We start from the raw sequence: 25746 nt of genomic DNA on the forward strand, positions 1-25746 counted from the left end.
CGTTGCGCACGCCCCCGGCCACGAAGTAGCCGGTGCCGCGACGGCACCGCCTCAGTGCTGCTTGGACGGCCCGCGCGTCACCAGCGATTTCAAACCGCGACCGATCCGCGACAGCAACGAGGATTTGGCCTCGACCGGGGTGGCCGACACCTCCAGCACGCGCTTGGCCTCGGCCACCGCCTGCACGTTGGCATTGTTGTCCTGGCTGGCCACCGCGCCGTCCACCGGCTTGCCGCGACGCCGGCGACGGCGTTTTCTCGGCGCCTTTTCCGCGCCCTCGCCCATTCCGGCGATGGCGGACGCGGCAGCGGCGGGTGCGGCGACTTCGGTATCGGCCTGGGGCGGCCTCGGCGCGCGCGGCTTACGCTCGCCCTGCGGCGCGGCGCCTTCGCGGCGCGGACCACGGCGCTCGCCTTCGCCACGACGCCCGCCGCCGCGCGGGCCGGAACGGCCACCGCCGCCGCGCTTGGCTTCGTCGGCGGCGCGCGCCTCGCGGGCTTCCTTGAAGATTTCGCCGATCGATTCGCCCGCCTCGCCATCGCCTTCCACGCGCGCCGGGCGCGGCAATGCGCTCAGCAACTCCGCCGTCACCGGCTCGGAAGGGATCTTCTGTTCGATGTAAGCCTCGATGTCCGGCAACGACATTGCGTAGCGCTCGCAGGCGAAGCTGATCGCGTCGCCCTCGGCGCCGAGGCGCGCGGTGCGGCCGATGCGGTGCACGTAGTCCTCGGCATCGAACGGCAGGTCGTAGTTGTAGACGTGGCTGACGCCATCGATGTGCAACCCGCGCGCGGCCACATCGGTGGCGACCAGGATTTCCAACTGACCGGCCTGGAACTTCTTCAGCAACGATTCGCGCTTCTTCTGCGGCACGTCGCCAGACAGCACGCCGACCCGGTAGCCGGCCTTCTCCAGCGCGCGCGCCACCCGTTCCACGAACGCCTTGGTGTTGACAAAGACCATCGTGCGTGCGCCCTCGCTGCGCGAGAGCAGGCCGATGAGAAGCGGCAGTTTTTCCTCGTCGGCCGGGTAGTAGAGCTTCTGCCGCACGCGCGCGGCGGTGACGGTCTCGGCCTCGACGACGAGTTTCTCCGGCTCGTTCATGTGCTCGTAGGCCAGCTCCAGCACGCGGTGCGAGAGGGTCGCCGAGAACAGCAGGGTCTGGCGCTCGGTGCGGATCGGCATGCGCCGCAGCAGGAAGCGGATGTCCTTGATGAAGCCGAGGTCGAACATGCGGTCGGCCTCGTCCAGGATGCACACTTCGCAGGCGTGCAGGCTGACCACCTTGTGCTGCTTGACGTAATCGATCAGGCGGCCGGGCGTGGCGATGATGATGTCGGCGCCGGCCTGCAACTGGGCGCGCTGCCTGTCGTAATCGACGCCGCCGTAGACCAACGCGATCTTCAGGCCGAGGTTGGAGGCGAACTTCATCGCATCCTTGTGGATCTGGATGGCCAGCTCGCGGGTCGGCGCGAGGATCAGGCAACGCGGGTCCTCGGGCTTCTTCTCGGCCAGCGCCGGGCGGGTCAGCAGGCGGTTGATCGCGGCGATCAAAAAGGCCAGCGTCTTGCCGGTGCCGGTCTGGGCCTGCCCGGCCACGTCGCGCCCGGGCAGCGCCACGGGCAGGGTCATCGCCTGGATCGGCGTGCAGCGGGTGAAGCCCGCGGCCTCCAGCCCGGCCAGCAGGCCCGGGTGAAGATCGAAGGAGGAGAAGGAAACGTCGGTCAGGGGTTTGTCGGACATGAATATGAGAATGCCGTGGGCGCACGCGGCGCTTGCATGAAAGATGGCCGCGCCGCAGACTTGCGGAAGTGCCGCGCGGGCGGGTCGACGGACGGCTTGAAACCGCCACGGAAGCGCCCCAGTCTAACAAGCCGCGCCGCCTTTCCGCCTATTTTCCTTGGAGCCGCCATGAGCGACAACGTCATCCACGCCACCGATTCCGATTTCGCCCAACACGTACTGGAGGCCGACGTGCCGGTGCTGGTCGACTTCTGGGCCCCGTGGTGCGGCCCTTGCCGGATGATCGCCCCCGCGCTGGATCAACTGGCCGACGAATACGCCGGCAAGGCCAAAATCGTGAAGATCGACATCGACCAGAACCAGGCCACCGCGCTGAAATACCACGTGCGCTCGATCCCCATGCTGCTGGTGTTCAAGGGCGGCCAGATCCAGGCCACCCAGGTGGGCGCGGTCGGCAAGCCGCAGTTGGCGGCGCTGATCGACAAGGCGTTGTAAGCAAGTCCCGGCCGGGGCATCGAGCGCCGGCTTCTCCTTTCCGCGCTCGACGCCGGAAAGCAACCGCCTTGGCTTTCCGCCCGGCGCGCCCTCCCACGCCAAAGCTCCCGCGCGGCCCCCGCCGCCGCAATGCGCCGCCGCGCGCAATGGCGCGGGGTGAAACACCGGCCCGGCCACGCCCTCCCGCCTGAATGTGTCGCGCCGGAATCCCGATGGCACTTGCATCGGCCTCGGCGCGGGTGTAATTTCACCCACGTCTGGCGCAACCTGCGACCCGCAGCTCACTTCCGCCGACGTTCTCCGATTTCATGACTTTCCGACGCCCGATGTCCATGCCGGGCGCTCGACCGCGAGGATTTCCCGCTTGTCCGACGATACCCAGACCCCCGAGGCTCCCGCGCCAAAGCGCCGCGGCCGCCCGCCCAAGGCCCGTCCCGTGGCCGATACCGCCCTGCAACCCAGCCTGATCGAGAGCGCCCCGGCCGAGAAGCCGCCGACCGCCGACAGCGCACCAACGCCCGCACCCGCGCCGGCTGCCGCACCCGTCGCCAACGACGCGCCGGCGCCCTCCGGCCAGGACGCCGGCGACGCCGGAAAGCTCGCGCCCCAGGGCCAGGGCGGGCAGCCACAGAATGGCGATGGCCAGGCGCGCGAGTTCCGCCACAACAACCGCCGCGAGCGCTTCAAGAACCGCCGACAGCGCTACCGCGACCACGGCCTGCCCGAGGACGGGGGCATGCAGGAGCCTTTCGTGCCGCGCCCGCATCCGCAGGTGCCGGAAGGCTTCGCCACCTACTCGCTGTCCGATCTGAAGCGGATGCCCGCGCCGAAACTGCTCGACATCGCCGAGCAATTGCAGATCACCGATGGCGTCGCGCGCGCGCGCAAGCAGGACATCATCTTCAGCATCCTCAAGATTCTGACCCGCCACGGCGAAGGCGTGGCCGCCGATGGCGTGTTGGAAATCCTGCCCGACGGTTTCGGCTTCCTACGCGCGGCCGAGGCCAGCTACCTGGCCGGCCCGGACGATGTCTACATAAGCCCCAGCCAAATTCGCCGCTTCAACCTGCGCACCGGCGACCACATCGCCGGCCGCATCCGCTGGCCGAAGGACGGCGAGCGCTACTTCGCGCTGAACATCGTCGACACCATCAACGGCGAGCCGATCGAGGCCAGCAAGAACAAGACCCTGTTCGAGAACCTGACGCCGCTGTTCCCGCGCAAGCGCTTCCGGCTGGAGCGCGGCGATGGTTCCAGCGAGGACATCACCGGCCGCATCCTCGACCTGATGGCCCCGCAGGGCAAGGGCCAGCGCTCGCTGATCGTCAGCCCGCCCAAGGCCGGCAAGACGATGATGATGCAGCAGATCGCCACCGCGATCACCACCAATCACCCGGAAGTGCATCTCATCGTCCTGCTGATCGACGAGCGTCCGGAAGAAGTGACCGAAATGCAGCGCACCGTGCGCGGCGAGGTGATTTCGTCGACCTTCGACGAGCCGGCCGCGCGCCACGTGCAGGTCGCGGAAATGGTGATCGAGCGCGCCAAGCGGCTGGTCGAGCACAAGAAGGACGTCGTCATCCTGCTCGATTCGGTCACTCGCCTGGCGCGCGCCTACAACAACGTGCTGCCCAGCTCGGGCAAGGTGTTGACCGGCGGCGTCGACGCCAACGCCCTGCACCGGCCGAAGCGTTTCTTCGGCGCGGCGCGCAACGTCGAGGAAGGCGGCTCGCTCACCATCATCGCCACCGCGCTGGTCGATACCGGCAGCGCGATGGACAAGGTGATCTACGAGGAATTCAAGGGTACCGGTAACAGCGAGATCCACCTCGACCGCCGCATCACCGAGAAGCGCGTGTATCCGGCCATCGGCGTCAACCTCAGCGGCACCCGCCGCGAGGATCTCTTGATCGAGTCGGATCTGCTGCAAAAGATATGGATTCTGCGCAAGCTCATTCACCCGATGGACGAGATCGCGGCGATGGAATTTCTGCTCGACAAGATGAAGCAGACCAAGTCGAACGACGAGTTCTTCGCTTCGATGAAGCGCTGAGCGGGCGGGCCTACCGCCCGCGTGGCGGGATCGACGAGCGCCCACGATCGATACGATAAGAAAACGCCCTGGGAAACCAGGGCGTTTTCTTTGCGCATGGCGCGGGGAACGCGACGCTCAGGGGGCGATGGGCAGGGATTTGGCGCGGATGTCGCCGCCGCCCATCGCCAGACGCCCATCCTCGCTATCGCCGACGTCGGAAATGCCGGCGATTCGGTCGGCATCGCCCTCCAGCGCCCAAGGCGCGAGCCGGCGCGGGCTGCGGGACTCGTGCCGCCAGCGTCCTTCCTGGTCGATCCTGGCGCCGCTCATGACGAAGAACACCGGCAACTGGCCGACACCATCGAAAGGTTGGCCCGGCTCGGGCGGCGCCAGTTCGAAGCGCCAGGTCCGGACAGCCGCCATCACCTCCTTCTCAAGCACTTCACGCGCCTTGTCCAGCACGCGGTCACGGCCGCGCACGTTGAACAGGGCGGACTGGGTAATGAAAACATCCTCAACCGTGCCATCGGGGCGCAGCTTGAGTTCGGTCATGACCGCGCCGCTGACGCCCGCCCGCATCAATCCCGCCGGATACTGGATCTGCCGACGCTGCTTGGCGATTGGCCGCATGGGCCTCGCCACCCTCGCTTCGCCCCCCTTCGGCGCGCCCATGCCGTCGTAGCGGCCATCGAAGAAACGCATACGCTCCAACCTGACTTCGTAACCGCCGCCGCGCTGTTGGCGGGCGACGAAAGTCATGCGCGCGAAAGTGCGGGCGTTGACCGGCTTGCCGTCGCGGATCACCGGTTCGAACTCGACCTCGGCCATGGCCTCGTTGGCCATCTTCGCGATGGCTTCGGGCAGCCCGGCGATCTTCAGTTGGTGCGAAGTGACTTTGCCGAGGGTATCGAATTCGATCACGCCATCGACCCGCATCGTCATCACCGATTCGGTGGTGGTGATGTCCAGTGCCCAGGCCGAGGCGGTGCGACTCTGCGCCAGGGCCGGTTGAGCCGCCTGCGCGGCCAGCGCGGCGGCGGCCAAGGTCAGCGACAAGAGCGTGTATCGAATCCGCATGGTTCCCCTCCTTGCGTGGATGTCGACGGAGTATGCACGCCACGGCGGCGCCCTGTCAGTCAGTCGCCGCGCCGATCGCGTAAGAAGCGCGCCATCGACATGCCCGGCCCCGGCGCGGCGGGCTGGGGGAATTCGGCGGCGATGTCGAGGAAGCCACGCATCAGGGCGATCTCGCGCGGGCCGCGGTTGAGCTGGTCGCGCTGCTCGGGGTCGGCCCCGGCCAGCAACAGGCGGCGCACCATGTCCGGCAGGCCGTGCAGGGCGGCCAGATGCAATGGGCCGAAACCGCGCGTGTCGCGCGCCGCCAGCGAAACGCCGGCATCGCGCAAGCGCTCGAAGGCCGCCGCCAGCACGGTCTCGTGGCAGGCCGCGCCCGGTTCGGCGCGGGCGCCGAGCAGCAGCAGCAGCGGCGTTACCCCGAGCGGGGTCGCGGCATCGGCGTCGGCGCCGGCCAGCAGCAGGGTGTCGAACAGGGCGACGACCCGCGCCCGGTCGGCGGCGCCAAAGGCGTGGAGCGCGGCGCAGTGCATCGGCAGCAAGCCTTCCTGGTCGCCCGCCTCGACCCGCGCGCCGGCGGCCAGCAGACGCTGGACGATCTGCGGCTGGCCCAGCGCGGCGGCCAGCATCAGCATGCTGGCGCCGCCGGACAGGCGGGCGTCGACATCGGCGCCGGCGGCCAGCAGGATATCGACCACTTCGCCGTGGTCGCGGCTGATGGCCGCCGAGAGCGGGGTGGCGCCGGTGGCGGCGGCCAGATCGGGGGCGGCGCCAGCGGCCAGCAAATGCTCGACCACCGGCTGGTGGCCGCCGCCGGCCGCGCGCAGCAGTGCGCCGCAGCCTTGCGCATCGCGGGCATCGCAGGCGAAGCCGAGGGCGAGGAGGCGCTTGACGCCCTCCAGATCGCCGATCGTGGCGGCGGCCGGCAGGTCTTCCTCGCGCAGCGGGCGGCCGGGATGCGGCCAGACGCGCCAATCCAGCCAACCCACCAATTCCCGTTGCCCGCTGGCAAGCGCCACGCCCAGCGCGGTCTGTCCGTCGCCGGCGCGCAGGGCCGGCTGGGCGCCGTGGCGCAGCAACAGGCGGACGGTGTCGGCCTGGCCGAGCGCGGCGGCCAGGTGCAGCGGCGCGAGGCCACGGGCGTCGGTCTGGTTGGGATCGGCGCCACGGGCGAGCAGGCCGCCCGCCAACCGTGGCCAACCCAGCCGGATCGCCAAGGCCAGCGGAGACTGCCCGCCGGCGGCCGGCGCGAATGGATCGATGCCGCGGGCGAGCAGATCGAGCGCCAGCGCCTCGCCAGCCGCCGCTGTCAGGCGGGCGGCCAGGGCGGCGGTCAGCAACCGGGCCAGCCCGCCACGGCCACCGGGCTGCGCGCCTGCCGCCAGCAGTGTCTCCAGCGCGTGGCGCGCGGCCGGCTCGGCGATGCGGTCGAACAGCAAGAACGCGACGCCATCGCCCTGGGCATCGCGGGCATCCAGGGTGGCGCCGAGTTGGCGCAGCAAGCCAACCCAGGCCGGGTTGGCGGCAGCGGTATCGAGCAAGGCGCGGTCGAGTTCTGCCTGCGAGAGCAGCGGCGCCAGTTGGCGCACGGCGGTTTCGTCGCCGGCGGCCAGGGCATCGCCCAGCAGGCGCGGCGGCGGCCGCGCGGCTTCATCATCACCCTCTCTGACGGTAACGGGCAGCGGGTAATCGGGATCGATCGCCGCCGCCAGCGCCCAGTGGCCTTCGGCCACGGCCTGTTCCAGCGCGGAATAGCCGGTGGCATCCAGCCGATGGGTATCGATGCCGCGCTCGCGCAACCAATTGGCCAGCGCCGGCCCGGCATGTCCATGGACCAGGGCCAGCATCAGGGCGTCGCGTCCGCGGGCGTCGACCGCCTGCACGTCGGCGCCGGCTTCCAGCAGGGCTTCCAGTAGCGGCTGCCGGCCGGTGCCGGCGGCGAGCAACCAGGCGTCGTGGCCGTCGTCGTCGCGCAGGGCGGGATCGGCGCCGGCATCGAGCAGGGTCTGGAGGATACCGAGATGGCCGGCGGCGGCGGCCTGATGCAGCGCGGTACGGCCATCCTCGCCACGGGCATCGGGGGCGGCGCGTTGCCGCAGCAGGAATTCGACGCCGGCGGGATCGTCCTCCTCGGGCGCGGCGGCGGCCAGCAGCACCGGCTGGCCGCCGGCCGGGTGCGCGTGCGCGCCGCGTTCGACCAGGAACTTCGCCATCCGCCAGTTGCCGGCCTGGCAGGCCAGCGCCAGGGGTGATTGGCGCTGGTCGTCAAGGGCGTCGATCTCGGCCGCGGCATCGAGCAGCAGCGCCGCCACCGAGGGGTCGGTGCTGCGCGCGGCGTGGTGCAGCGGCGTGCGGCCATCACCGTCGCGGGCGCGAACATCGGCGCCGTTGGCCAGCAGGGTCATCACCGCCTCCGGGCGGCCATGCCAGCTGTCGCGGGTGGCGGCGAGCAGGGGCGTGGGCTGGCCGGGCGCGGCGGTCAGCGGCACGCCGCGCTGGATCAGCGCGCGCAGCAGGCGCAGGTCGGGCAGCACGGCGGCCAGCTGCGCCAGCGTGCGCTGGTCGCGCTCGTCGGCGGGCGGAGGCGCCAACGCATCGGCGCCGGCTTCGAGCAGAGCCAGGGCGTGCTCGACCCGGCCATGTCGCGCGGCGGCGTACAGCTCGGCCGGCTCAGGCGGGACGGCGGGGGGGGCAACGGCCTTGGCCGCATCATCCGGGACGGCGGCGGGGGGCGAGGCGGCTTCGGCCGTTGGTTCGTCCCACAGGGTTTCCAGCGCTTCGACCTCCACCGGCTCGGCGTTGCGCGCCGCGCGCGGCGCTGCCGCCACCACGATGGCCGGGCCGCGACGCATGGCGAAGATCGCCGGCAATGACGCCAGCAGCGCGGCGAAGCCGGCGGCCAGCCAACGCGCCGGGCCTGGCAGGAGGCCGGGCACGGCCAACGCCAGCGGCAGCGCGAAGGCCACGGCCACGGCCAGCGCCAGGCCAAGGCCGCGCCAGGCGGCCGGTTCGATCTCGATCAGCCGTGGCCAGTCGCGCAGATCGTGCAGGTCGCCGGCCAGCGCATGCCGCCACAAGGGCCAGCCACGCCAGCACGCCAGCAGCAGGAAACCGAAGCCAGCCGAAGCCGCCAACGCCGCCCACACACCGCCGCCCGAGGCCAGCCACAGCAGCGGCCAGAGCAACAGCACGGCCGACGCGACAAGCCCAAGGCCCAGCAGGCGTAGGATCGGCGCGCGGCACGCGGCGCGCGGGGCCTTCATGCCGGCCAGCACGGCCAGCAGCCAACCCGGCACGGCCAGCGCCGGCGCGGCCCATCCCGCCCACGCCATCGCCAGCAGGCACAGCGCCGCCGGGACGGCCAGCCAGCGCGGGCCGCGAATGCGCGATTCAGGCATCGGTACCCCAATCCTCACGCATCGGATCGCCGGCCTGCGAGGGCGGGAACTGCAAGTGGAAACCGCGCGCGGCCAGGTTCTCCCTCACCTCCACCGGGTTCTCCCGGGCCAGCCGGCGTTCTGGCGTCAACGCCACCTCCAGCACGAACCGCAGCGGGCCCAGTTCGCCGCGCAGCGGTTCCGGCAGCCGGTCGAAATCGTCGCGGGCGGCGAGGAAGACGTAGGTATCGGCGCGCTTCGTGCTTTTGTAGACGTGGGCGAGCATGCGGAATGCCGGTCGAAACAAGCGCGGATTGTGCGCGAAAGCCCGTGATGACGAAAGCCACGCCGGGGCCGCGCCCTGCCCGCCCCGGCGCGAATGGTCTAGCCTAGCCGGCTACCCCCCACCGATTCCCGCCATGCGCCGATTGCTGCCGTTCGCCCTGTTCGCCCTCGCGTGTGCCGCCCCGGCGCACGCATCGCCGCCATTGACGTTGAAGCGGATCATGGCCGACCCGGACTGGATCGGGCCGGGCGTGGAAGACGCCTGGTGGCGCTGGGACGGCGCCGCCATCGACTTCAACCTCAAGCGCCGGGGCGAGAACATCCGCGATACCTACGGCGTGCCGGTCGATGGCAGCGCCGCCGCCGCCCGCCTGGACGGCCCCGCGCGCGCGCGGCTCGATGGCGCCACCCCGGTCTATACCGGCGATGGCCGCCGCAGCGCCTTCATCCGCCATGGCGATGTCTTCGTGCGCGATCTGCGCACCGGCGCGCTGACCCAGCTCACCCGCGGCCATGCGCGCGAATCGCGCCCGCAGTGGTCGCACGACGGCGCGCTGGTCTGGCGCCAGGGCAACGACTGGTACCGCTGGGACGGCCGACTGGTGATGCAGGCCGCCTCGCCACAAGCCATCGACCGCCCGGGCACCGCGCCCAAGCCCGACGACCTGCGCGAGCGCCAGCTTCGCCTGATCGACACGCTGAAGGCCGAGCGCGACCGCCGCGACGCCGCACGCAAACAGGACGAAGCCTGGCGCGCCGAAGACCCGACCCGCGCGCCGGCCCCGGTCTACCTGGGCAAGGAGGTCGAGATCGCCGACAGCGCGCTCTCCCCCGACGGCCGCTGGCTTCTGGTCATCACCACCGGGAAAAACGCGGACGCGGGACAGGCCGGCAAGATGCCGAAGTACGTGACCGAATCCGGCTACGAGGAATTCGAGGAAGTCCGTACCCGCGTTGGCCGCGACGCCCCGCCGCCGCAACGGCTGTGGCTGGCCGACATGGCCGCCGGCAGCGTGCGCGAGTTGACGTTCGACACCCTGCCAGGCATCGACCGCGACCCGCTGGCCGGCCTGCGCAAGGCCGCCGGCAAGGAAGCGCTGAAGGGCCAGCGCCCGGTGCGCATCGCCAGCGACGATCGCGGCAGCGATCCGGCGATCCGCTGGAGCGCGGATTCGCGCAACGTCGCCGTGCTGGTGCGCGCGGTGGACAACAAGGATCGCTGGATCGCCACCGTCGATCTGGCAGCGGGCCGGCTGCAACCGCGCCACCGGCTCACCGATCCGGCCTGGGTCGGCTGGGCCTTCAACGAATTCGGCTGGATGCCCGACCATCGCACGCTCTGGTACCTCAGCGAGGAAAGCGGCTACTCGCACCTCTACACGCTGGATGGCCAGACCCGCCGCCAGCTCACCCAGGGCCGCTGGGAAGCCTCCGCGGTGGAAGTCACGCGCGATGGCGGCGCCTTCTACTTCCGCTGCAACCGCAAGTGGCCCGGCGATTACGAAGTCTGCCGGGTGCCGGCCGGCGGCGGCGACGTGCGCGAGGTGACGGCGCTCGACAGCGTCGAGAATTTCGCGCTTTCGCCCGATGGCGCGAAGCTGCTGCTGCGCTGGTCGTCCAGCTACACCCCGCCGCAGCTCGCGGTGATCGGCAGCGATGGCGCGGGGCTTAGGAAGCTGACCGACACCCGCAGCGCCGAATACCGGGCGATCGACTTCGTCCAGCCCGAATTCGTGCGGGTGCCGTCCAAGCACGGCGCCGGCGATATCTGGGGCAAGTTCTACGGCCCGGAGACGATGCGGCCCGGCAAGCGCTATCCGGTGGTGATGTTCGTGCATGGCGCCGGCTATCTGCAAAACGTCGAGGCCGGCTATCCCAACTATTTCCGCGAACAGATGTTCCACCACCTGCTGGTGCGGCAGGGCTACATCGTGCTCGATCTCGATTACCGCGCTTCCGCCGGCTACGGCCGCGACTGGCGCACCGCGATCTACCGCTGGATGGGCAAGCCCGAGCTGGAGGACTACCTCGACGGCATCGACTGGCTCGTGGCCAACAAGCAGGGCGACCGCGACCGCGTCGGCATCTACGGCGGCAGCTATGGCGGCTTCATGAGCTTCATGGCGCTGTTCAAGTCGCCCGGCACCTTCAAGGCCGGCGCCGCGCTGCGCCCGGTCGCCGACTGGTCGCAGTACAACCACGCCTACACCAGCAATATTCTCAACACGCCGGAGCTGGACCCCGAGGCATACAAGCGCTCCTCGCCCATCGAATTCGCCGACGCGCTGCAAGACCACCTGCTGATCAGCCACGGCATGATCGACGACAACGTGTTCTACAAGGATTCGGTGATGCTGGCGCAGCGGCTCATCGAACTGGGCAAGGACAAATGGGAAGTGGCCAGCTACCCACTGGAGCGCCATGCCTTCAAGCACCCCGCCAGCTGGCAGGATCAGTACCGCCGCATCTTCGAATTGTTCGAACGGACCTTGAAAGACTAGCCCGGAAGTTGCCACCTCCTCTCTTCAACCTCCGTCGCGCGGGTGATCGCGTGGCGCCATCGCTCCTTACGCCATGCCCGATCTCCGCCGCTTTCGCCCCACGCTTTCCGCCAACGCCGTAATGGCCCTGGCGGCCCTGTGGATGACCCTCTTCAGCAACCAGCGCCTGTGGGGGCTGATCTACGCCGCGCCGTTCGACAGCCCCCTTTCAACCTGGCTGTTCCGCGCGGTGATGGCCGCGCTGGTGTTCGCCTTCGCGCTGATGATGATCCTGCCCTTCTCGTTCAAGGGCGCTTTGAAGCCCTGGCTGGCCTTCCTGCTGGTCGCCGCGGCTTCGGCCAATGTGCTGACGGTGGATTTCGGCGCGGTCGCCGACCGCCATGCCATCGCCAGCGTGTTCGAGACCGACCGCCGCGAGGCCGGCGAGATGATGTCGCCCTGGGTGCTGGCACGGATCTTCGCCACCGGCGTGCTGCCGGCCTTGTTGGTGTTCTGGACGAAGATCGCCTGGAAGCCGTTCGGCCGCGAACTGCTCGCGCGTTGGAAGCCGTTGGCCGGCGTCATCGCGCCCATCGCCATCGCCATCGCCGGCTTTGGCCAGCAGGTGATCCCATTCGTGCGGAACCACCCGCCGGTGCGCTATCTGACCCTACCCTTCTCCACCCTGAGCGCCAGCGCCGGCTACCTCCAGCACGCGGTGGAAGGCAATCGCCCGCATACCCAGATCGGGCCGGATGCCAGGCGCGTGCACGGCGCGGAAGCCGGACGCAAACCGCGCGTGCTGGTCGTGGTGGTCGGGGAATCGGCGCGCAGCGAAAGCTTCGCCCTCGATGGCTACGCCCGCGATACCACCCCTGAACTCGCCAAGCTGCCCGTGCTGTTCTTCGGCAACATCGCCAGTTGCGGCACCAATACCGCGACTTCGCTGCCCTGCATGTTCTCCGACCTCGTCCGTGGCAATTACCGGCAGAAGGTCGCCAACACCCGCGACAACGCGCTCGACCTTCTGGCGCGCGCCGGCTGGCAGGTGGAATGGATCGACAACAACACCGGCAGCAAGAAAGTGGCGACGCGGGTCAAGGAAACCCCGGTGATGTCCAGCACCGATTCGCGCTGGTGCGTCAAGGAAGGCTGCCACGACGAACTGCTGGTGGACAAACTGCAAAAACGCCTCACCGACATCGGGCAAGACACGGTGATCGTGCTGCACACCCTGGGCAGCCACGGCCCCGCCTACTACGCCCGCTATCCGCAGGCATTCGCCCGCTTCCAGCCCGAATGCCGCAGCACCCAGTTGCAGCGCTGCGCGCGCCAGTCCATCGTCAACACCTACGACAACAGCATCCTCTACACCGACCACGTACTGGCGCGGATGATCGACGCACTGCAAGCCGACACCGCCATCGATCCCACCCTGCTCTACCTCTCCGACCACGGCGAATCGACCGGCGAAAAAGGCCTTTACCTGCACGGCGCCCCCTACGCCTTCGCACCCTCGCAGCAGACCCGCGTACCGATGATCCTTTGGGTCTCGCCCGGCTACGCCAAGGGTATCGGCCTCGACCTGGATTGCCTTGCCGGCAAGACCGGCGGCACCTATTCGCACGACAACTTCTTCGATAGCCTACTTGGCTTCGGCGACGTGGCGAGCGACGCACAGCGCGCGCAACTCGACATCACCCGGAGCTGCCGGAGCTGAGCGGCTGGACTGGCCCGCCTCGCATCCACCAATCGGCAGTCCGGCTCACCCGCCCCCTCCTGTCCGCGGAACCGGACACCGGCTAGGCAATCCCCCCCTCCCCCCACGAGCCGCACCAGCGGTAACGGGTGGTGCTGGATGAGCCCCCGGCCGGGTCACCCGGGGGATAGCCGTCAGGCCCGCCGACAGAAAGCCGCTCCCGAACTGGCCTCCTTGAAGCCATTCCATTACGCCCCCCGTCACCGCCTGTGCCGCTATCTGGGCGACGTCGCTGGCCACGCCATACCCTATCCCGAACGTCAGCGCCGCCGTGAACGCCCCCTTCGCCGCCCCAGACCAGCTTTGCGTCGCGATCCCCGCCGCCGCCGCGCCCCCCGCCACCGTCACCAAAAACGCCGCCGCATACATCTGTTGCGCCAGGTAGTACTGACCGAACACCGCCGCCACCACCCCCACGATCACCGCCAGCCACTGCCTCTCCTTCACCCCGATCATCCCCGTCGGGTCGGTATAGGCATACGGGTTGTTGAACACGTACGTGTACGCGTTCCAGCTCTGCGCGTTCTCGGGTGCTTGCACCACCGGGTCCACTTGCAGGAATCGCCCCAGTTGCGGGTCGAACATCCTCGCGTTCATGTGGATCAGGAAAACATTTCTCATAATTTACCTTCCAAAAGGAAGAGTAATTTGATATTCCGTTATTTTATTCTCCACCATTGAGCACTATAACCATTACCGACAATCCTCCAGGTCGGGCAAACCGGCTTTACGTCGTGAATCAATTATATAGGTGATGTATTTCGAGGCATTTTCACGCCCTTTATTTGCATCAATAACACGTAACCACTGTGCATTCCATGAAACCATCCCACCTCTGGGACGGCTTCCTGCAACTTCATTAGCAACAGCTCTATCCACGTCGGCTTGCCAATCGCGCCACATCCTCGGCGTATCTAGCAAGATAACATTGCCTCGCTCATCCTTTTTTACATCAACAAAGGACTCTTTATTAAAGATACCGCCGCCATTGGACATACTGCACCCCACAAAAATCGTTATGCACATTAACCAAAATATATTGCTTTTCATGGCATACTCTCTACGGCAAACCATTGGCCGAGTGCGCACACATACCGCACATCAGGTCACGGAACCCAGACAGCCATTTGAGCGGATTTATTGTAGGGGCATAGATGTTCGCCACATCGCCCCACGACTGGACGTATTGCATTGAACCACCATTGATGTTCACAGCAGAACGCGCACTGGAGTAACTCAACGCTGGGCTTCGCAGCACGAAACTTGAACCTCGCGGCAGACCGTAGTAACGCGCCGCATTGGTTACCGTCAATGTGCCCTGGCTGTGAGCAATGATCGTCATCGAATGATCGACATCAGATAATCCTTTAGCGAATCTCGCTGCCAGCGGATCCCCGTATCTGCCAAAGAACTTCTGACGGAACGATTGCCATATATCAGCAACAAAGCCGCCTGATGGATTGAAATAACCAGCAGCAGGTGTTGGGCTTGAATTCAATGCTGCTACGAAGGCATCGCGATCTCCCTTGATGCCATTTGTCATCACCGTGTCGTAGTCATTAATGTTTGTCGATCCTCCGTTCGGATAAATCCATTCCCCATCACTTTGTGCCGCATCCTGATCCATATCACGCTGAGCGTGATCGCCCCTCATCATTGCAGCCTGAATCGCCCCACTGGCCGCTCCGTTCGCAAACTTGCCTCCCGTCACTTCCGAGATCGTTCCCCCCACCAGCGCGCCCGTCACGATCCGCCCCATGTCGTTACCAATCCGCCCCACCTGCGGCATGAACGCCGCCGTCAGGCCCGCCGACAGAAAGCCGCTCCCGAACTGGCCTCCTTGAAGCCATTCCATTACGCCCCCCGTCACCGCCTGCGCCGCTATCTGGGCGACGTCGCTGGCCACGCCATACCCTATCCCGAACGTCAGCGCCGCCGTGAACGCCCCCTTCGCCGCCCCAGACCAGCTTTGCGTCGCGATCCCCGCCGCCGCCGCGCCCCCCGCCACCGTCACCAAAAACGCCGCCGCATACATCTGTTGCGCCAGGTAGTACTGACCGAACACCGCCGCCACCACCCCCACGATCACCGCCAGCCACTGCCGCTCCTTCACCCCGATCATCCCCGTCGGGTCGGTATAGGCATACGGGTTGTTGAATACGTACGTGTACGCGTTCCAGCTCTGCGCGTTCTCGGGCGCTTGCACCACCGGGTCCACTTGCAGGAATCGCCCCAGTTGCGGGTCGAACATCCTCGCGTTCATGTGGATCAGGCCCAGCGCCCCGTCGATCATCTCGTGGCCGGTGTAGCCGCGCGTGCTCAGGCGCGTGTTCGGCGCCCGGTCGTCGCGCAGCGTGTCCGGGTGACGGCGGCCGCCAAAGCCTTGGAAGTCCATCTGGCCGAGCACCGTGCCGGCCGCGTCGGTCAGCCGGATCAGGCTGCCCAGCCGGTCGTGGAACTGGTAGTACGTGCTGGCCTGCTGGCCCACGATCAACTGCAAGGCCACCCCGGCCACGATCCGCTTCAGCGTCACCCGTCCGCCCTCGGTCACGATCTCCACGTTGCCCAGGTACAGCGTGCGGCGGGCGCCGTCCTCGCGTTTGTAGCGCTGGCCGTCGCTGCCGTACCAGAACCGCGTGGTCTGGCCGTTGCCGGTGCGCGCTTCGTAGGCTTGGTTGGCGGCGTTGTACCGCACGCGCCGGCTGCCCTCGGCGCGATCGCCGGGCGAGTGACCACCGGGGGGGACGGCGGCACGAAGTCGGGCGGCAAGGGGGCAACTGACGTTATACATCTAGTAATCTCATTTACCAGCAACTGTAATACGCCCCAAGCTTAGGATTGGGACACCACCCATTTTTATCCTTAAATTCCCTGTTCTTGCTTCCATCCCATCACCGCACCTAAACACAAAAAATAATTTCATTCCCCGTATGGAGCCGAAGTAAAAAGCTCTGAAAATCTGCTATCTACATGATGGTAACTAATCAAAATTTCATCTTCTGCAACCCGCTCCTCGATAACACAACCATTAACGGCATTGCCTTTTTGTCAACCATCTCCTCTTCAAGCCGATACCCGCCATCAGCAACACCAACACAGCCATGAATAAAAATAATTACGCATAGAATTAGATATGGTTTCATAGAAATCATGGGCTTTGATCTCAATATGCATTGAACAAGCCTTGAAACTTACTCGCAAATGCCTTTGCTTAAATTTCATAAGAGATTTTTGATAGTTATAACCCACCCTCCTCCACATGCGCCGGACGCCGTCCTCGCGCTTGTAGTACACGGCCGACCAGAGCCCCTATCAATCAGAGTTTCTTTTGACCAGATTTTTTTACCGCACGCGCCCGCAGCAACCAATAACACATAAAGACAAACCACGGGACACTGAGTGCCGCATATATAACCGCAGACGGATCATTATAAACCAAAGAATGCAGCATATACAAAAATAAACAAATAAAACACATGAATGAAACAAGTGCCCCCATTACCGCAGACCAACGAAACAAGCCAAAAGATGCAATTATTCCAATTGCCGAAAAAACAAAGAAAAACCCGTACTGCGCAATATAAGGCACACAAGAATAGCCGTACATTGCCATATCATCACAATAGGAACCCCTTGACGGAATAATGATTTCATAAAATTGAAATCCCGCATAGCAAAAAAACAGCGAACAATAAAATCCAAAAAGCATAGCAACCAAACCATTCTTCATGCTCATCTTCCAAATGCACTTGGGCCATAATAAATTACATCACCAGGAAGTGTTTTTATGACATTAAAAACCTTTGGATTAGCTCGTGCAAATTTCTGATCTGCGCCAGACGGGCCCTTAACTGAACTTTGGTTCCATAACTGTCCAGTGCCATACCTATATGGATGAGTATGAAATGAAAGCACAACACGGTAACCTTCAGGGATATTCAAGGATGGCATTTGAAGATCGGAAAACTTTCCACGCGACCAAATAAATTTAGCAGGAGGAAGGTCATAAAAAATCATCTTTCCTTCAGAATAATTAACCATGGCCAGGAATCCATTTTCTCGTAGAAACCCTAAGAAACCAACAGGCTCATTGATTGATTTCGCCATAACCATATCCATTTTTACTTGAAGCTCAGGATATCGATCATGTAACAACCTGACACCAGCCGGCATTTCCTCAGTATAAGAACCGGCAGCGTTCCTACCTTCAGGTGCACTAAAAACTGAGTCGGAATCCCCGCCTTCACCTGATCGCCCCCCATCATTGCAGCCTGAATCGCCCCACTGGCCGCTCCGTTCGCGAACTTGCCTCCCGTCACTTCCGAGATCGTTCCCCCCACCAGCGCGCCCGTCACGATCCGCCCCATGTCATTACCAATCCGCCCCACCTGCGGCATGAACGCCGCCGTCAGGCCCGCCGACAGAAAACCGCTCCCGAACTGGCCTCCTTGAAGCCATTCCATTACGCCCCCCGTCACCGCCTGCGCCGCTATCTGGGCGATATCACTGGCCACGCCATACCCTATCCCGAACGTCAGTGCCGCCGTGAACGCCCCCTTCGCCGCCCCAGACCAGCTTTGCGTCGCGATCCCCGCCGCCGCCGCCGCCAAATTAGAATTCAGGATACTTTCAATAATAAGAAATTGCACCCCAATCCAACACCCCACCCTCCCAATCAATCACCTCCAACTCATAAAGCCGCCCATTACAGTCTGCATAAAGAATAATCGAGAAGCTTTGCCCTAAATTATTCTTCCCTACCATTTCTACAGGATACGCATGTTGCCCCAAGTAAGGTGGCCTGACATAGCCATCTATTGAAAACAACACTCTTCCCGCCTCCTCTTCACTCAGGCAAACCCTGGCATTACACAGGTCATCAAGCAGGATGCGGCGCTCTGTATCAGGAAGCTTATTCGCAACCTCTCGAATAAGACGAGCCTCATTAATATTGAGATCCCTCATTATCCTACCTCACTGGAAAAATTGTCCCAACATTAACCGTTCCATTATTAAGAACTTTCATTCTGTATTCAACAGCAACCCCATTCACCCTAATCCTACCAACAACATTTGCTCCAGCCTGCATGTCCCTAGATATTCTAGCCACCTCCCTGGCAACAACCATCTCCGTCCTCACCACATCCAACCCTGCCGCCTGCAGCCTAGAGGCATAATGACTACTTTTAAATACAACCCCAGCCCCACCCAACCCCCTTAAAGATACCGGAGGCGTCCCTGTGAGAGTTGGCACAGCTACATATGAATACCCGCCCTCAACTTCAAAAACACTTGCAACATAGCCAGACCCAAACAAAAACTCCTTAAGCCTCCCCCCACTAATATCCGTCAAATAATTATCTGCACTTTCAACCGCCATCTTTCTTGTTCTGAAAATGGACCCTGGCCCTGGAATTTCCGTTACTGTATTTTTATTTCTTGTATGCACTTCATCATTAAACGCCCTTGAGAACGCCGCTGTGGCGGCCCCATTGGCGAACTTCCCGCCCGAAGCCGCCGACGCCGTGCCGCCCACCAGCGCCGCTGCCGCCACCCGTGCCGCCGATCCGCTCGCACCATTCCCAGGTATCCGATCAATCGCAGGCGAAAAGGCTTGCACGACGCCCGCACTGGCAAAGCCATCCCCAAACTTACCTCCTTGCAGTTGGGACATCACACCGCCCGCCACACCATGTGCCAGCGTCTTGGCTCCATAGCCGCCCCAACTGAGCCCACTACCGAACGCATTACTCGTCTCCGTCGCTTGCGCCCAACGGGCATATTCGAAGTACGACCCGATCCCATAGAACAAGGCTGCCGAAAATGCACCGTAGGCCGCCCCCTGCCATGAGCCCGTGGCGATTCCACCCGCTATTGCACCTGCCGCCACCGCATATCCGAACTTGGCTATTGTTGGCGCTGCCGCCGGGAAAAATATCGCCGCCACTACCGTGAATATGACCGCCAGCCACTGCCGCTCCTTCACCCCGATCATCCCCGTCGGGTCGGTGTAGGCATACGGGTTGTTGAATACGTACGTGTACGCGTTCCAGCTCTGCGCGTTCTCGGGCGCTTGCACCACCGGGTCCACTTGCAGGAATCGCCCCAGTTGCGGGTCGAACATCCTCGCGTTCATGTGGATCAGGCCCAGCGCCCCGTCGATCATCTCGTGGCCGGTGTAGCCGCGCGTGCTCAGGCGCGTGTTCGGCGCCCGGTCGTCGCGCAGCGTGTCCGGGTGACGGCGGCCGCCAAAGCCTTGGAAGTCCATCTGGCCGAGCACCGTGCCGGCCGCGTCGGTCAGCCGGATCAGGCTGCCCAGCCGGTCGTGGAACTGGTAGTACGTGCTGGCCTGCTGGCCCACGATCAACTGCAAGGCCACCCCGGCCACGATCCGCTTCAGCGTCACCCGCCCGCCCTCGGTCACGATCTCCACGTTGCCCAGGTACAGCGTGCGGCGGGCGCCGTCCTCGCGTTTGTAGCGCTGGCCGTCGCTGCCGTACCAGAACCGCGTGGTCTGGCCGTTGCCGGTGCGCGCTTCGTAGGCTTGGTTGGCGGCGTTGTACCGCACGCGCCGGCTGTCCTCGGCGCGGCCGGTGGTCTTGTCGGTCTGGTTGCCGCGCCGGTCGTACTGGTAGGTGACGCCGTTGACCACGCTCACCTGGTGCGCGCCGCGGGCGTTGCTCGGCGCGATCGCCGGGCGGGTGACGACCGGGGGGGACGGCGGCACGAAGTCGGGCGGCAAGGGCGGCGGTGGTTTGTTCGGGTCCAGAAGAAAGTCCCGCCACCCCGGCTCATCGGGGTCGGGCGGGCCAGGTCTGGGCCTGCCCGGAATCCAGGGCCTCAAGGGATCCTCCTCCCCCGGCGGTAAGGTGACACCGCCCCCAGGACTGCCCCCCGCGCCCACGCCCCCGGCGCCGCTGTTGGCACCGCCCAGCCCGCAGCCAGCCGGGCCGCCGTACTGGTAGGTCAACGCTTCGCCGCCTCCCACTTTCCGGCACAGGTTGCCCAACTGGTCGTATTCGTAGCGCTGCGTCTCCTGGTTCACCTGAACGCCGTTCGCCATCACTCGCGTGCCGCGCACCAGGCGGTTCAGCCGGTCGTACTCGAACGTCTCGGTATACCGGCGCTCCTTGCGCTGTGTGGTCAGGTTGCCCAGACCGTCCCAGCCGTAGTGTTCCGATACCAGTTGGCAGTCCGACTCGCCCGCGCACAGTGTCGAGAGCCGGCCGGTCTCCGCCCAGTAGCTTCGCTTGACCTCCAGGCGGGTCTGGTTGCCCCGGCGTTCGTGCAGTACCTGGCCCCGGGCATCGGTCGACAGCGTCCGGGTGTAGGTACTGCCGTCGGCCGGGCAGGCCGCCGCCGTGTCCGCTTCCCCGCTCTCGCACACCGCCGCCGGGTGCCCGCGCAGGCCGTACTGGGTCTTGGCCCAGCGGCCGCTCGCGTCCTGCACCTTCCACGGCCGGCCGAAGCGGTCGTACCGGGTCTGGGCCGGGTAGTCGGCGCCGTCGATCCGCGTGCGGCTAGCTTGCGGGCGGCCCAGTGGGTCGTATTGGTAGTGCCGTTCGAAGGCCACGCCCAGCCCGGTCTGTCCCGCCCAGGCGGCGTAGCCGCCGCTGATCGTCTCGCTGACCGGCTGGCCCAGCGCGTGGGCGCCGGTATCGAAGCCGTAGGCCGCCTGTGTCTCCACCGCCCCATCCGGGCGCAGGCTGCGGGCGCGCCAGACCCGGCCCCGGGCGTCGTACCAGCGTTCGCCGCGGTAGCCTTCCGCGTCCTGCTGGGCAATCAGCTCACCCAGCGCGTTGTAGGCGAACGTGGTGACGCCGCTGTCGGGGTCTTCCTGACGGGTCTTCCGCCCGGCCGTGTCGTAGTGAAAGGTGTTCTGGATCTCGCCGCGGCCGGCGTTGCGCGTCACGCCGTAGGGCGCGCCGTCGGCGTGGTAGGTGTAGCGGGTGGTCAGGCCGTTGGCGTCCTCGGTCTCGACCAGTTCGCCCATCGCATTGCGGGTCTGCCGGGTGAGGTTCCCGCGCGGGTCGGTGCCGAACGTGACCCGGCCCTGGTAGCGCGTGGTCGTGGTGGTGGTCGCCCCCACGTCCGGGGTCTCCACCCGCACCACCCGGCCCAGCAGGTCGTAGGTGGTGGTGGTCCACTGCCGGGCCGGGGCCGTGCAGACCCCGGCCAGGCCGTTGGGGCCGTCGCCGCCGGCCACCCCGGGCAGGAAGAACGGATGCGAGACGCCCACCGGCTGGCCGTTCGCCGCGTAGGTGGTGCAGACCGCGCTCACGTCCTGACCGGGCACGCCGGCGTTGAAGCTCTCGGTCGCCTTCAGCACCGGCCGGCCCAGCCGATCGAAATAGGTCCATTGCCCGGGGGCGCCATCGCCGCGCACCTGCTCGCGGAACCGGGCGCCGGCCGGGCAGTCCACCCCGCCCGGGCCGCACCAGCGGTAGCGGGTGGTGCTGGAGACGCCTCCGGCCGGGTCGCCCGGGGCGCTGCCCGGCACGGTCTCCTGCCAGGTGTAATACGTCCGCCCGAACGTGCCCGGCACCGCCAGGCTGTCCCGCCCGTGGGCGTCGTAGGCGTGGGTCACCTCGCCGAAGAGGTTGCGTGAGACCACCTGTTGGGTCGGCTTCTCCACCGTGCCGGCGCCGCTCCAGAACGACTCGTAGGTCGTCACCGGGTAGCGGCCCTGGGCGTCGTAGGCCACCCGGCCGGTGCGGTGGATCGATTGGGGGTTGTCGGGCTGGAAGGCCACCCCGACGCCATCGCAGGCGGTGATGTCGGTGCTACAGGTGCTGCTGCGCAGGCGGTTGCCGTAGGCATCGAGGGTGTAGCGCTTGACGAGTTCCTGGTCCGCCCCCGCGCCGGCCATTGCGCGTTCCTCCAGCAACTGGCCGGTGGCGGCGGCGCCCATGTCGTAGGCGAAGCGGCTGGTGCGCACGATCGCTGGCCGATCCGGCATGTAGCGTTGCTGGCGCACTGTCGATTGTGTCAAGCGACCCAGGCGCCAACGGCCCGGGTCGTCGGCGTAGGTGTTGTGCGTGCTCACCCGTTGTTGCAGCACGCCCTCGCCGGTCATCGTGTCCACCTGGGTGCTCAGCGTATGGCCGTGGGCGCCATAGGTGAAGGCGGTCAGCACCGCGCGGGTGATCTCGCCGGTGAAGGGGTCGCGCAGGCGTTCGTGGCTGCTGAGCGTGCGTACGTGCAGCGGCGCCTGGATGCCCGCCGCGAAGGGCTGCACGGCCGGCCCGGCCATCTCGCCATCGGCTTCCCAGCCTTGGTCGTTGGACGAGAACCACTCGCCCGCCGGTGCCGCGAACGGCGTCCCCGCGGCGAGGAAGCAGCGCTGGTCGATGCGTCCGTTCAGGCAATCCGGCACGGCATACGTTCCGCCGCTCACCGCCCGCTTGACGGTGCTCAATGGCACGCCCACGAAGGGGAAGGACTGGGCGTAGCGGGTCTGGGTGGTGACGTAGCCGCCGCTGGGGTTGGGGTCGATCGTGACGATCTCCTCGAAGCCCAGGAAGCCGCGCCCGCCCGCCTGCATCCGGGCGTTGGCGTAGCGGTAGTGCACGGTGGCCTTGGCCTCGGGCGCGCCGGCCTGTGGCGCGCTGCTCGATGCCCGCGCCACCACGTAGCTCGGCACAAACAGGTCGTGTACGGCCGAGCCTCGGCCCCAGTCCAGGGTGTTGCGGCTGTGGCTGGCGCGGCGGTACACCGCCTGCTGGGTCAGCGATGCGTAGTGCAGGTCGGTCTCGGCGCCGAAGCCGTTGGTGAAGCGGGTGATCACGTCGCGCGGGGCGTGCCGTGCGCTGGCCCGGTAGAGCGCCACCGGGATGCCCCGGCTTCCGCCCAGGCTCAGGCGCAGGTAGTCCAGATGCCCGTCGCCATCGACGTCGGCGAAGATCGGCAGGTCGTTCTCGCCCACCACCTCGCCCGCTTGCAGGGCATACGGGGTCCCGAACCCGCCGGCCGGCAGCGCCGGGCTGACGTGATAGCGGGTGCCGCCGACGGTATGCAGGAGGTCCGTCCGGCCATCGCCGTTGAGGTCGGCGAAGCGCAGCTTGTCGAGGTTGCCCTGCGCGGGCAGGGGGGTGGCCGGCAGCAGGCCGGCGCCGGTGTTGAGCCGGGCATGCCAGGCGCCGGCCTGCCGGTAGGCCAGGTCGGTCAGGCCATCGCCGTTGAAGTCCACGTACTCGATCTGGGTGAGGCCACCGGTGACGCGGAGGTCCGCATACGGCGCCAGCGTGATCTTGTCCGGCTGGATGTCGCTCACCACCATCGCGTGCAGCGTGTCGATGATGAAACGCTCCACGCAGTCCCTGTCCAGGGCTTGCGGGCTGCGTGCGCCCGACGCCGCCGCGCGCGCGGCTTCGCTCAGATAGCCCAGCCAGGTCACGCCGGTACCCGCCGAGCCGCCAAGCGGCCGGGGGGCGCGGCCGGGGGAAAGCGGTAACACGTTGCAGCCGGGCATCCCCTGGCGATAGCGGCGCACGTCGATCCGCGTGCCCATCATCAAATCCGAGGCGCTGTCGCCATTGAAATCCGCCTTCTGCACGAAGCCGGTCTGCGTCACCGGGGTGCTGATCATCCCCCCGAAGCACTGGGTATTGGGATCGAGGCAGACCGGGTCGTTCAGCGCGCTGAGCCGGCCCACGTCCACCATGCGTTCCGCGCCCCAGCCGAAGCCTTGCGGGCCGCGCTCCATCAGCCGCGCCTTCAACCCGCCATCGCGGGGATAGACCACGTCGCTCAGGCCGTCGCCGTTGAGGTCGGCCAGTTGTAGTTGGTCGCTGGGACCGTCGTAGGAGGGAATCGCCGGGGTCAGCCCCGCGATCACGTTGGTCGGGATGAAGTTGGCGTTCCCGGCGCGGCCCTGCGAGCGGTAGACCCGCCACGGCTGGCCTTGGACATCCGACACCAGCAGGTCGTCGCGGCCGTCGCCGTCGTAGTCGAGCAGCTTCCAGCTACCATGGCCGCGCGCGGACATCAGCTCGGCCGGCGTGCAGATCGGCGAACTATCCTGGTAGGACAGCGTGCCGCCCGCGCCGAGCGTGCCGTACAGAACGATGATGTGCTCGGTCGGGCAGGTATCGCCCCGGCTGCCGTCCTTCAGGTAGACGATGTCCTGAATGCCGTCGCCGTCCACGTCGCCCATCTTGAACCCTTCGAACTTGCGGCCGCTGCCGGTGGGCAGATCGGGCAGGCCTTCGTAGGTGGACAGCCCGTACCGGGCGGTGCTCCAGGTGAAGCGGGTCGCCGGCAGGCAGACCGCGCGGGTGCTGTCGCGGCATTCCTGCAATTGCTTCAGATTCTCCAGCGGGCTGCCCGAATCGCTGGGGCCGTAGCTCAGCGGGTAGAAGCGCGCCTGCGCGTCCAGGGCGCAATCGCCCGCGCCGCCGCTGGCGCACGAGACGATGCTGTCCAGCCGCCGGGTCTGCGCCAAGAGCCCGCCCGAGGCATAGCCCTGGCCCCATTGCTCGGCGGGCCGGGCGCTGTAGTTGAAGCGCAGCTTGGCGTAGGGCGCCTGGGCGGCCCCGCCCTGGCCGGCCAACACCCGCTTGCCGGTGTAGCGCACCTCGTGGATCAGGTGCTCGCCCAGGCCGGCGCCGGCGGGGTTCTTCAGGTAGTGGAAATCGATGTAGTTGCCGGTCGAGTCCTCGAACCGGGTCTGCGCCCACGACAGGGCGAATGCTTCCTTGCCCGGCGCGGTGCTGTTGAAGTAGCCATCCGGGCGGTTGGCCGCGCCGGCCTGGTCGCGGTCGCCGTACCAGCCGCGCGAGCCGTCCTGGCGGTCCACGGTGAAAAAGGCCACGCCGCTGCCGCCGTCCGGGGTGTAGGCGCAGACCCGCTGGAACGACTCGATCTCGGTGCGCAGGTTCCGCACCGCCATCCCGCCGATCGCCGGGCAGGCCGCGCCATTGGCCTGGGCCGGGATCAGCCGCTGGCCGTCCAGGCAGTAGCGGTCGGTGGCGCTGAAGTTCACTGGCGCCGGGCGGCCGTCGACCGGCTGACCATCGACGATGAAATCGCCCGCCTCGCGGGTCATCCGACAACGGCTGATGGCGGACAGCCCGGCGATCGACCAGCCCTTGCCCAGGGGGCCCGCGCCGCCCTGGCTCGAATAGGCCAGTGACAGGCGCGGCGAGACCCCCGCCGTGCCCGGCACCGCGTAGAGCGCCACCGAATAAGTGGCCGCGCCCGACGCGTCCACCCGGAACGCCGCGGCCGTCGCCGCCACCGTGTCCGAGGCCACGTCCGGCCCGATCACCGGGGCGGGCGGGCCGCCGCCGGGGTCGGCCAGTCCCGCCAGCGCCGCCAGCGCGCCGCCCACCAGCAGCGCCCCCAGCCCCCAGACCGGTAGCGGCGTCCCGCCCCGTCGCAGTCGCCAACCCATCCCAGCCGACCCCTTGCAAGCCCTCGCCCGCTGGGAGTTTATGCACAGTTCAGGGGTGAAATGCAAATCAGTGCTTCGCCCAGACCGCGCCAGCCCCCGTCGCG

At 66.5% G+C, this 25746-nt stretch carries 16 protein-coding genes; 4 read left to right on the forward strand and 12 right to left on the reverse strand.

Annotation, left to right across the window (positions count from 1 at the left end):
• Positions 1–51: 51 nt before the first annotated feature.
• On the reverse strand, positions 52–1743 hold the full coding sequence (rhlB, locus tag EBB59_RS12110) for an ATP-dependent RNA helicase RhlB (RefSeq protein ID WP_122102413.1): 1692 nt from the start codon (positions 1741–1743) through the stop codon (positions 52–54).
• Between the two features lie 168 nt (positions 1744–1911).
• On the opposite strand from rhlB, the gene trxA reads away from it, so the two are divergent.
• Together trxA and rho are read left to right on the forward strand one after the other, a co-directional pair.
• Positions 1912–2238, forward strand: coding sequence for a thioredoxin TrxA (gene trxA, locus EBB59_RS12115; RefSeq protein ID WP_122102414.1), 327 nt, complete (start codon positions 1912–1914; stop codon positions 2236–2238).
• 364 nt (positions 2239–2602) lie between these two features.
• Positions 2603–4291 (forward strand): transcription termination factor Rho, encoded by a 1689-nt coding sequence (rho, locus tag EBB59_RS12120; protein ID WP_425451833.1) that lies wholly within the window; start codon positions 2603–2605, stop codon positions 4289–4291.
• A gap of 117 nt (positions 4292–4408) precedes the next feature.
• Here rho and EBB59_RS12125 read toward each other — a convergent pair whose 3' ends face one another.
• From EBB59_RS12125 to EBB59_RS12135, 3 genes are read right to left on the reverse strand one after another with little or no spacing between them, the layout of a single operon-like run.
• Positions 4409–5350: an energy transducer TonB gene (locus tag EBB59_RS12125; RefSeq protein ID WP_122102415.1), complete on the reverse strand. Its 942-nt coding sequence runs from the start codon at positions 5348–5350 to the stop codon at positions 4409–4411.
• 59 nt (positions 5351–5409) lie between these two features.
• Positions 5410–8745 carry an ankyrin repeat domain-containing protein gene (locus EBB59_RS12130; protein ID WP_122102416.1) on the reverse strand — a complete coding sequence of 1112 codons (3336 nt, stop codon included), beginning with the start codon at positions 8743–8745 and terminating at the stop codon, positions 5410–5412.
• Positions 8738–9010 carry a YcgL domain-containing protein gene (locus EBB59_RS12135; protein WP_122102417.1) on the reverse strand — a complete coding sequence of 91 codons (273 nt, stop codon included), beginning with the start codon at positions 9008–9010 and terminating at the stop codon, positions 8738–8740. Before EBB59_RS12135 ends, EBB59_RS12130 begins: the two co-directional genes overlap by 8 nt.
• A gap of 133 nt (positions 9011–9143) precedes the next feature.
• Here EBB59_RS12135 and EBB59_RS12140 point away from each other — a divergent pair, with 133 nt between their 5' ends.
• Together EBB59_RS12140 and EBB59_RS12145 are read left to right on the forward strand one after the other, a co-directional pair.
• Positions 9144–11510 (forward strand): S9 family peptidase, encoded by a 2367-nt coding sequence (locus EBB59_RS12140; RefSeq protein WP_122102418.1) that lies wholly within the window; start codon positions 9144–9146, stop codon positions 11508–11510.
• A gap of 73 nt (positions 11511–11583) precedes the next feature.
• Positions 11584–13209, forward strand: a complete 1626-nt coding sequence (locus tag EBB59_RS12145; RefSeq protein WP_122102419.1) for a phosphoethanolamine transferase — start codon at positions 11584–11586, stop codon at positions 13207–13209.
• Positions 13210–13254: 45 nt separating this feature from the next.
• Here EBB59_RS12145 and EBB59_RS14415 read toward each other — a convergent pair whose 3' ends face one another.
• From EBB59_RS14415 to EBB59_RS12165, 8 genes are all read right to left on the reverse strand, one after another.
• Complete coding sequence (locus EBB59_RS14415) at positions 13255–13869, reverse strand: RHS repeat-associated core domain-containing protein (protein ID WP_122102420.1); 615 nt, start codon at positions 13867–13869, stop codon at positions 13255–13257.
• Between the two features lie 72 nt (positions 13870–13941).
• Entirely contained in the window at positions 13942–14298 is a 357-nt protein-coding gene (locus EBB59_RS13540) for a hypothetical protein (RefSeq protein WP_147455584.1), read from the reverse strand.
• A 10-nt stretch (positions 14299–14308) separates the two neighbouring features.
• On the reverse strand, positions 14309–16039 hold the full coding sequence (locus EBB59_RS14420) for an RHS repeat-associated core domain-containing protein (RefSeq protein ID WP_122102421.1): 1731 nt from the start codon (positions 16037–16039) through the stop codon (positions 14309–14311).
• A gap of 525 nt (positions 16040–16564) precedes the next feature.
• Complete coding sequence (locus EBB59_RS13545; protein WP_147455585.1) at positions 16565–16984, reverse strand: hypothetical protein; 420 nt, start codon at positions 16982–16984, stop codon at positions 16565–16567.
• The gene (locus EBB59_RS13550; protein ID WP_211327746.1) at positions 16981–17355 is read right to left on the reverse strand and encodes a hypothetical protein; all 375 of its coding nucleotides are present in this window, start codon (positions 17353–17355) and stop codon (positions 16981–16983) included. The genes EBB59_RS13545 and EBB59_RS13550 overlap by 4 nt, the downstream gene beginning before the upstream one ends.
• Positions 17356–17369: 14 nt before the next feature.
• Positions 17370–17897 carry a hypothetical protein gene (locus EBB59_RS12160; protein ID WP_147455587.1) on the reverse strand — a complete coding sequence of 176 codons (528 nt, stop codon included), beginning with the start codon at positions 17895–17897 and terminating at the stop codon, positions 17370–17372.
• Positions 17878–18213: a hypothetical protein gene (locus tag EBB59_RS13555; protein WP_147455588.1), complete on the reverse strand. Its 336-nt coding sequence runs from the start codon at positions 18211–18213 to the stop codon at positions 17878–17880. The genes EBB59_RS12160 and EBB59_RS13555 overlap by 20 nt, the downstream gene beginning before the upstream one ends.
• A gap of 4 nt (positions 18214–18217) precedes the next feature.
• Positions 18218–25642, reverse strand: a complete 7425-nt coding sequence (locus tag EBB59_RS12165) for an FG-GAP-like repeat-containing protein (RefSeq protein WP_122102423.1) — start codon at positions 25640–25642, stop codon at positions 18218–18220.
• Positions 25643–25746 lie beyond the last annotated feature (104 nt).

Origin of the sequence: Solilutibacter pythonis (genome assembly GCF_003697345.1) — a bacterium.
Taxonomy (GTDB): Bacteria; Pseudomonadota; Gammaproteobacteria; order Xanthomonadales; family Xanthomonadaceae; genus Solilutibacter; species Solilutibacter pythonis.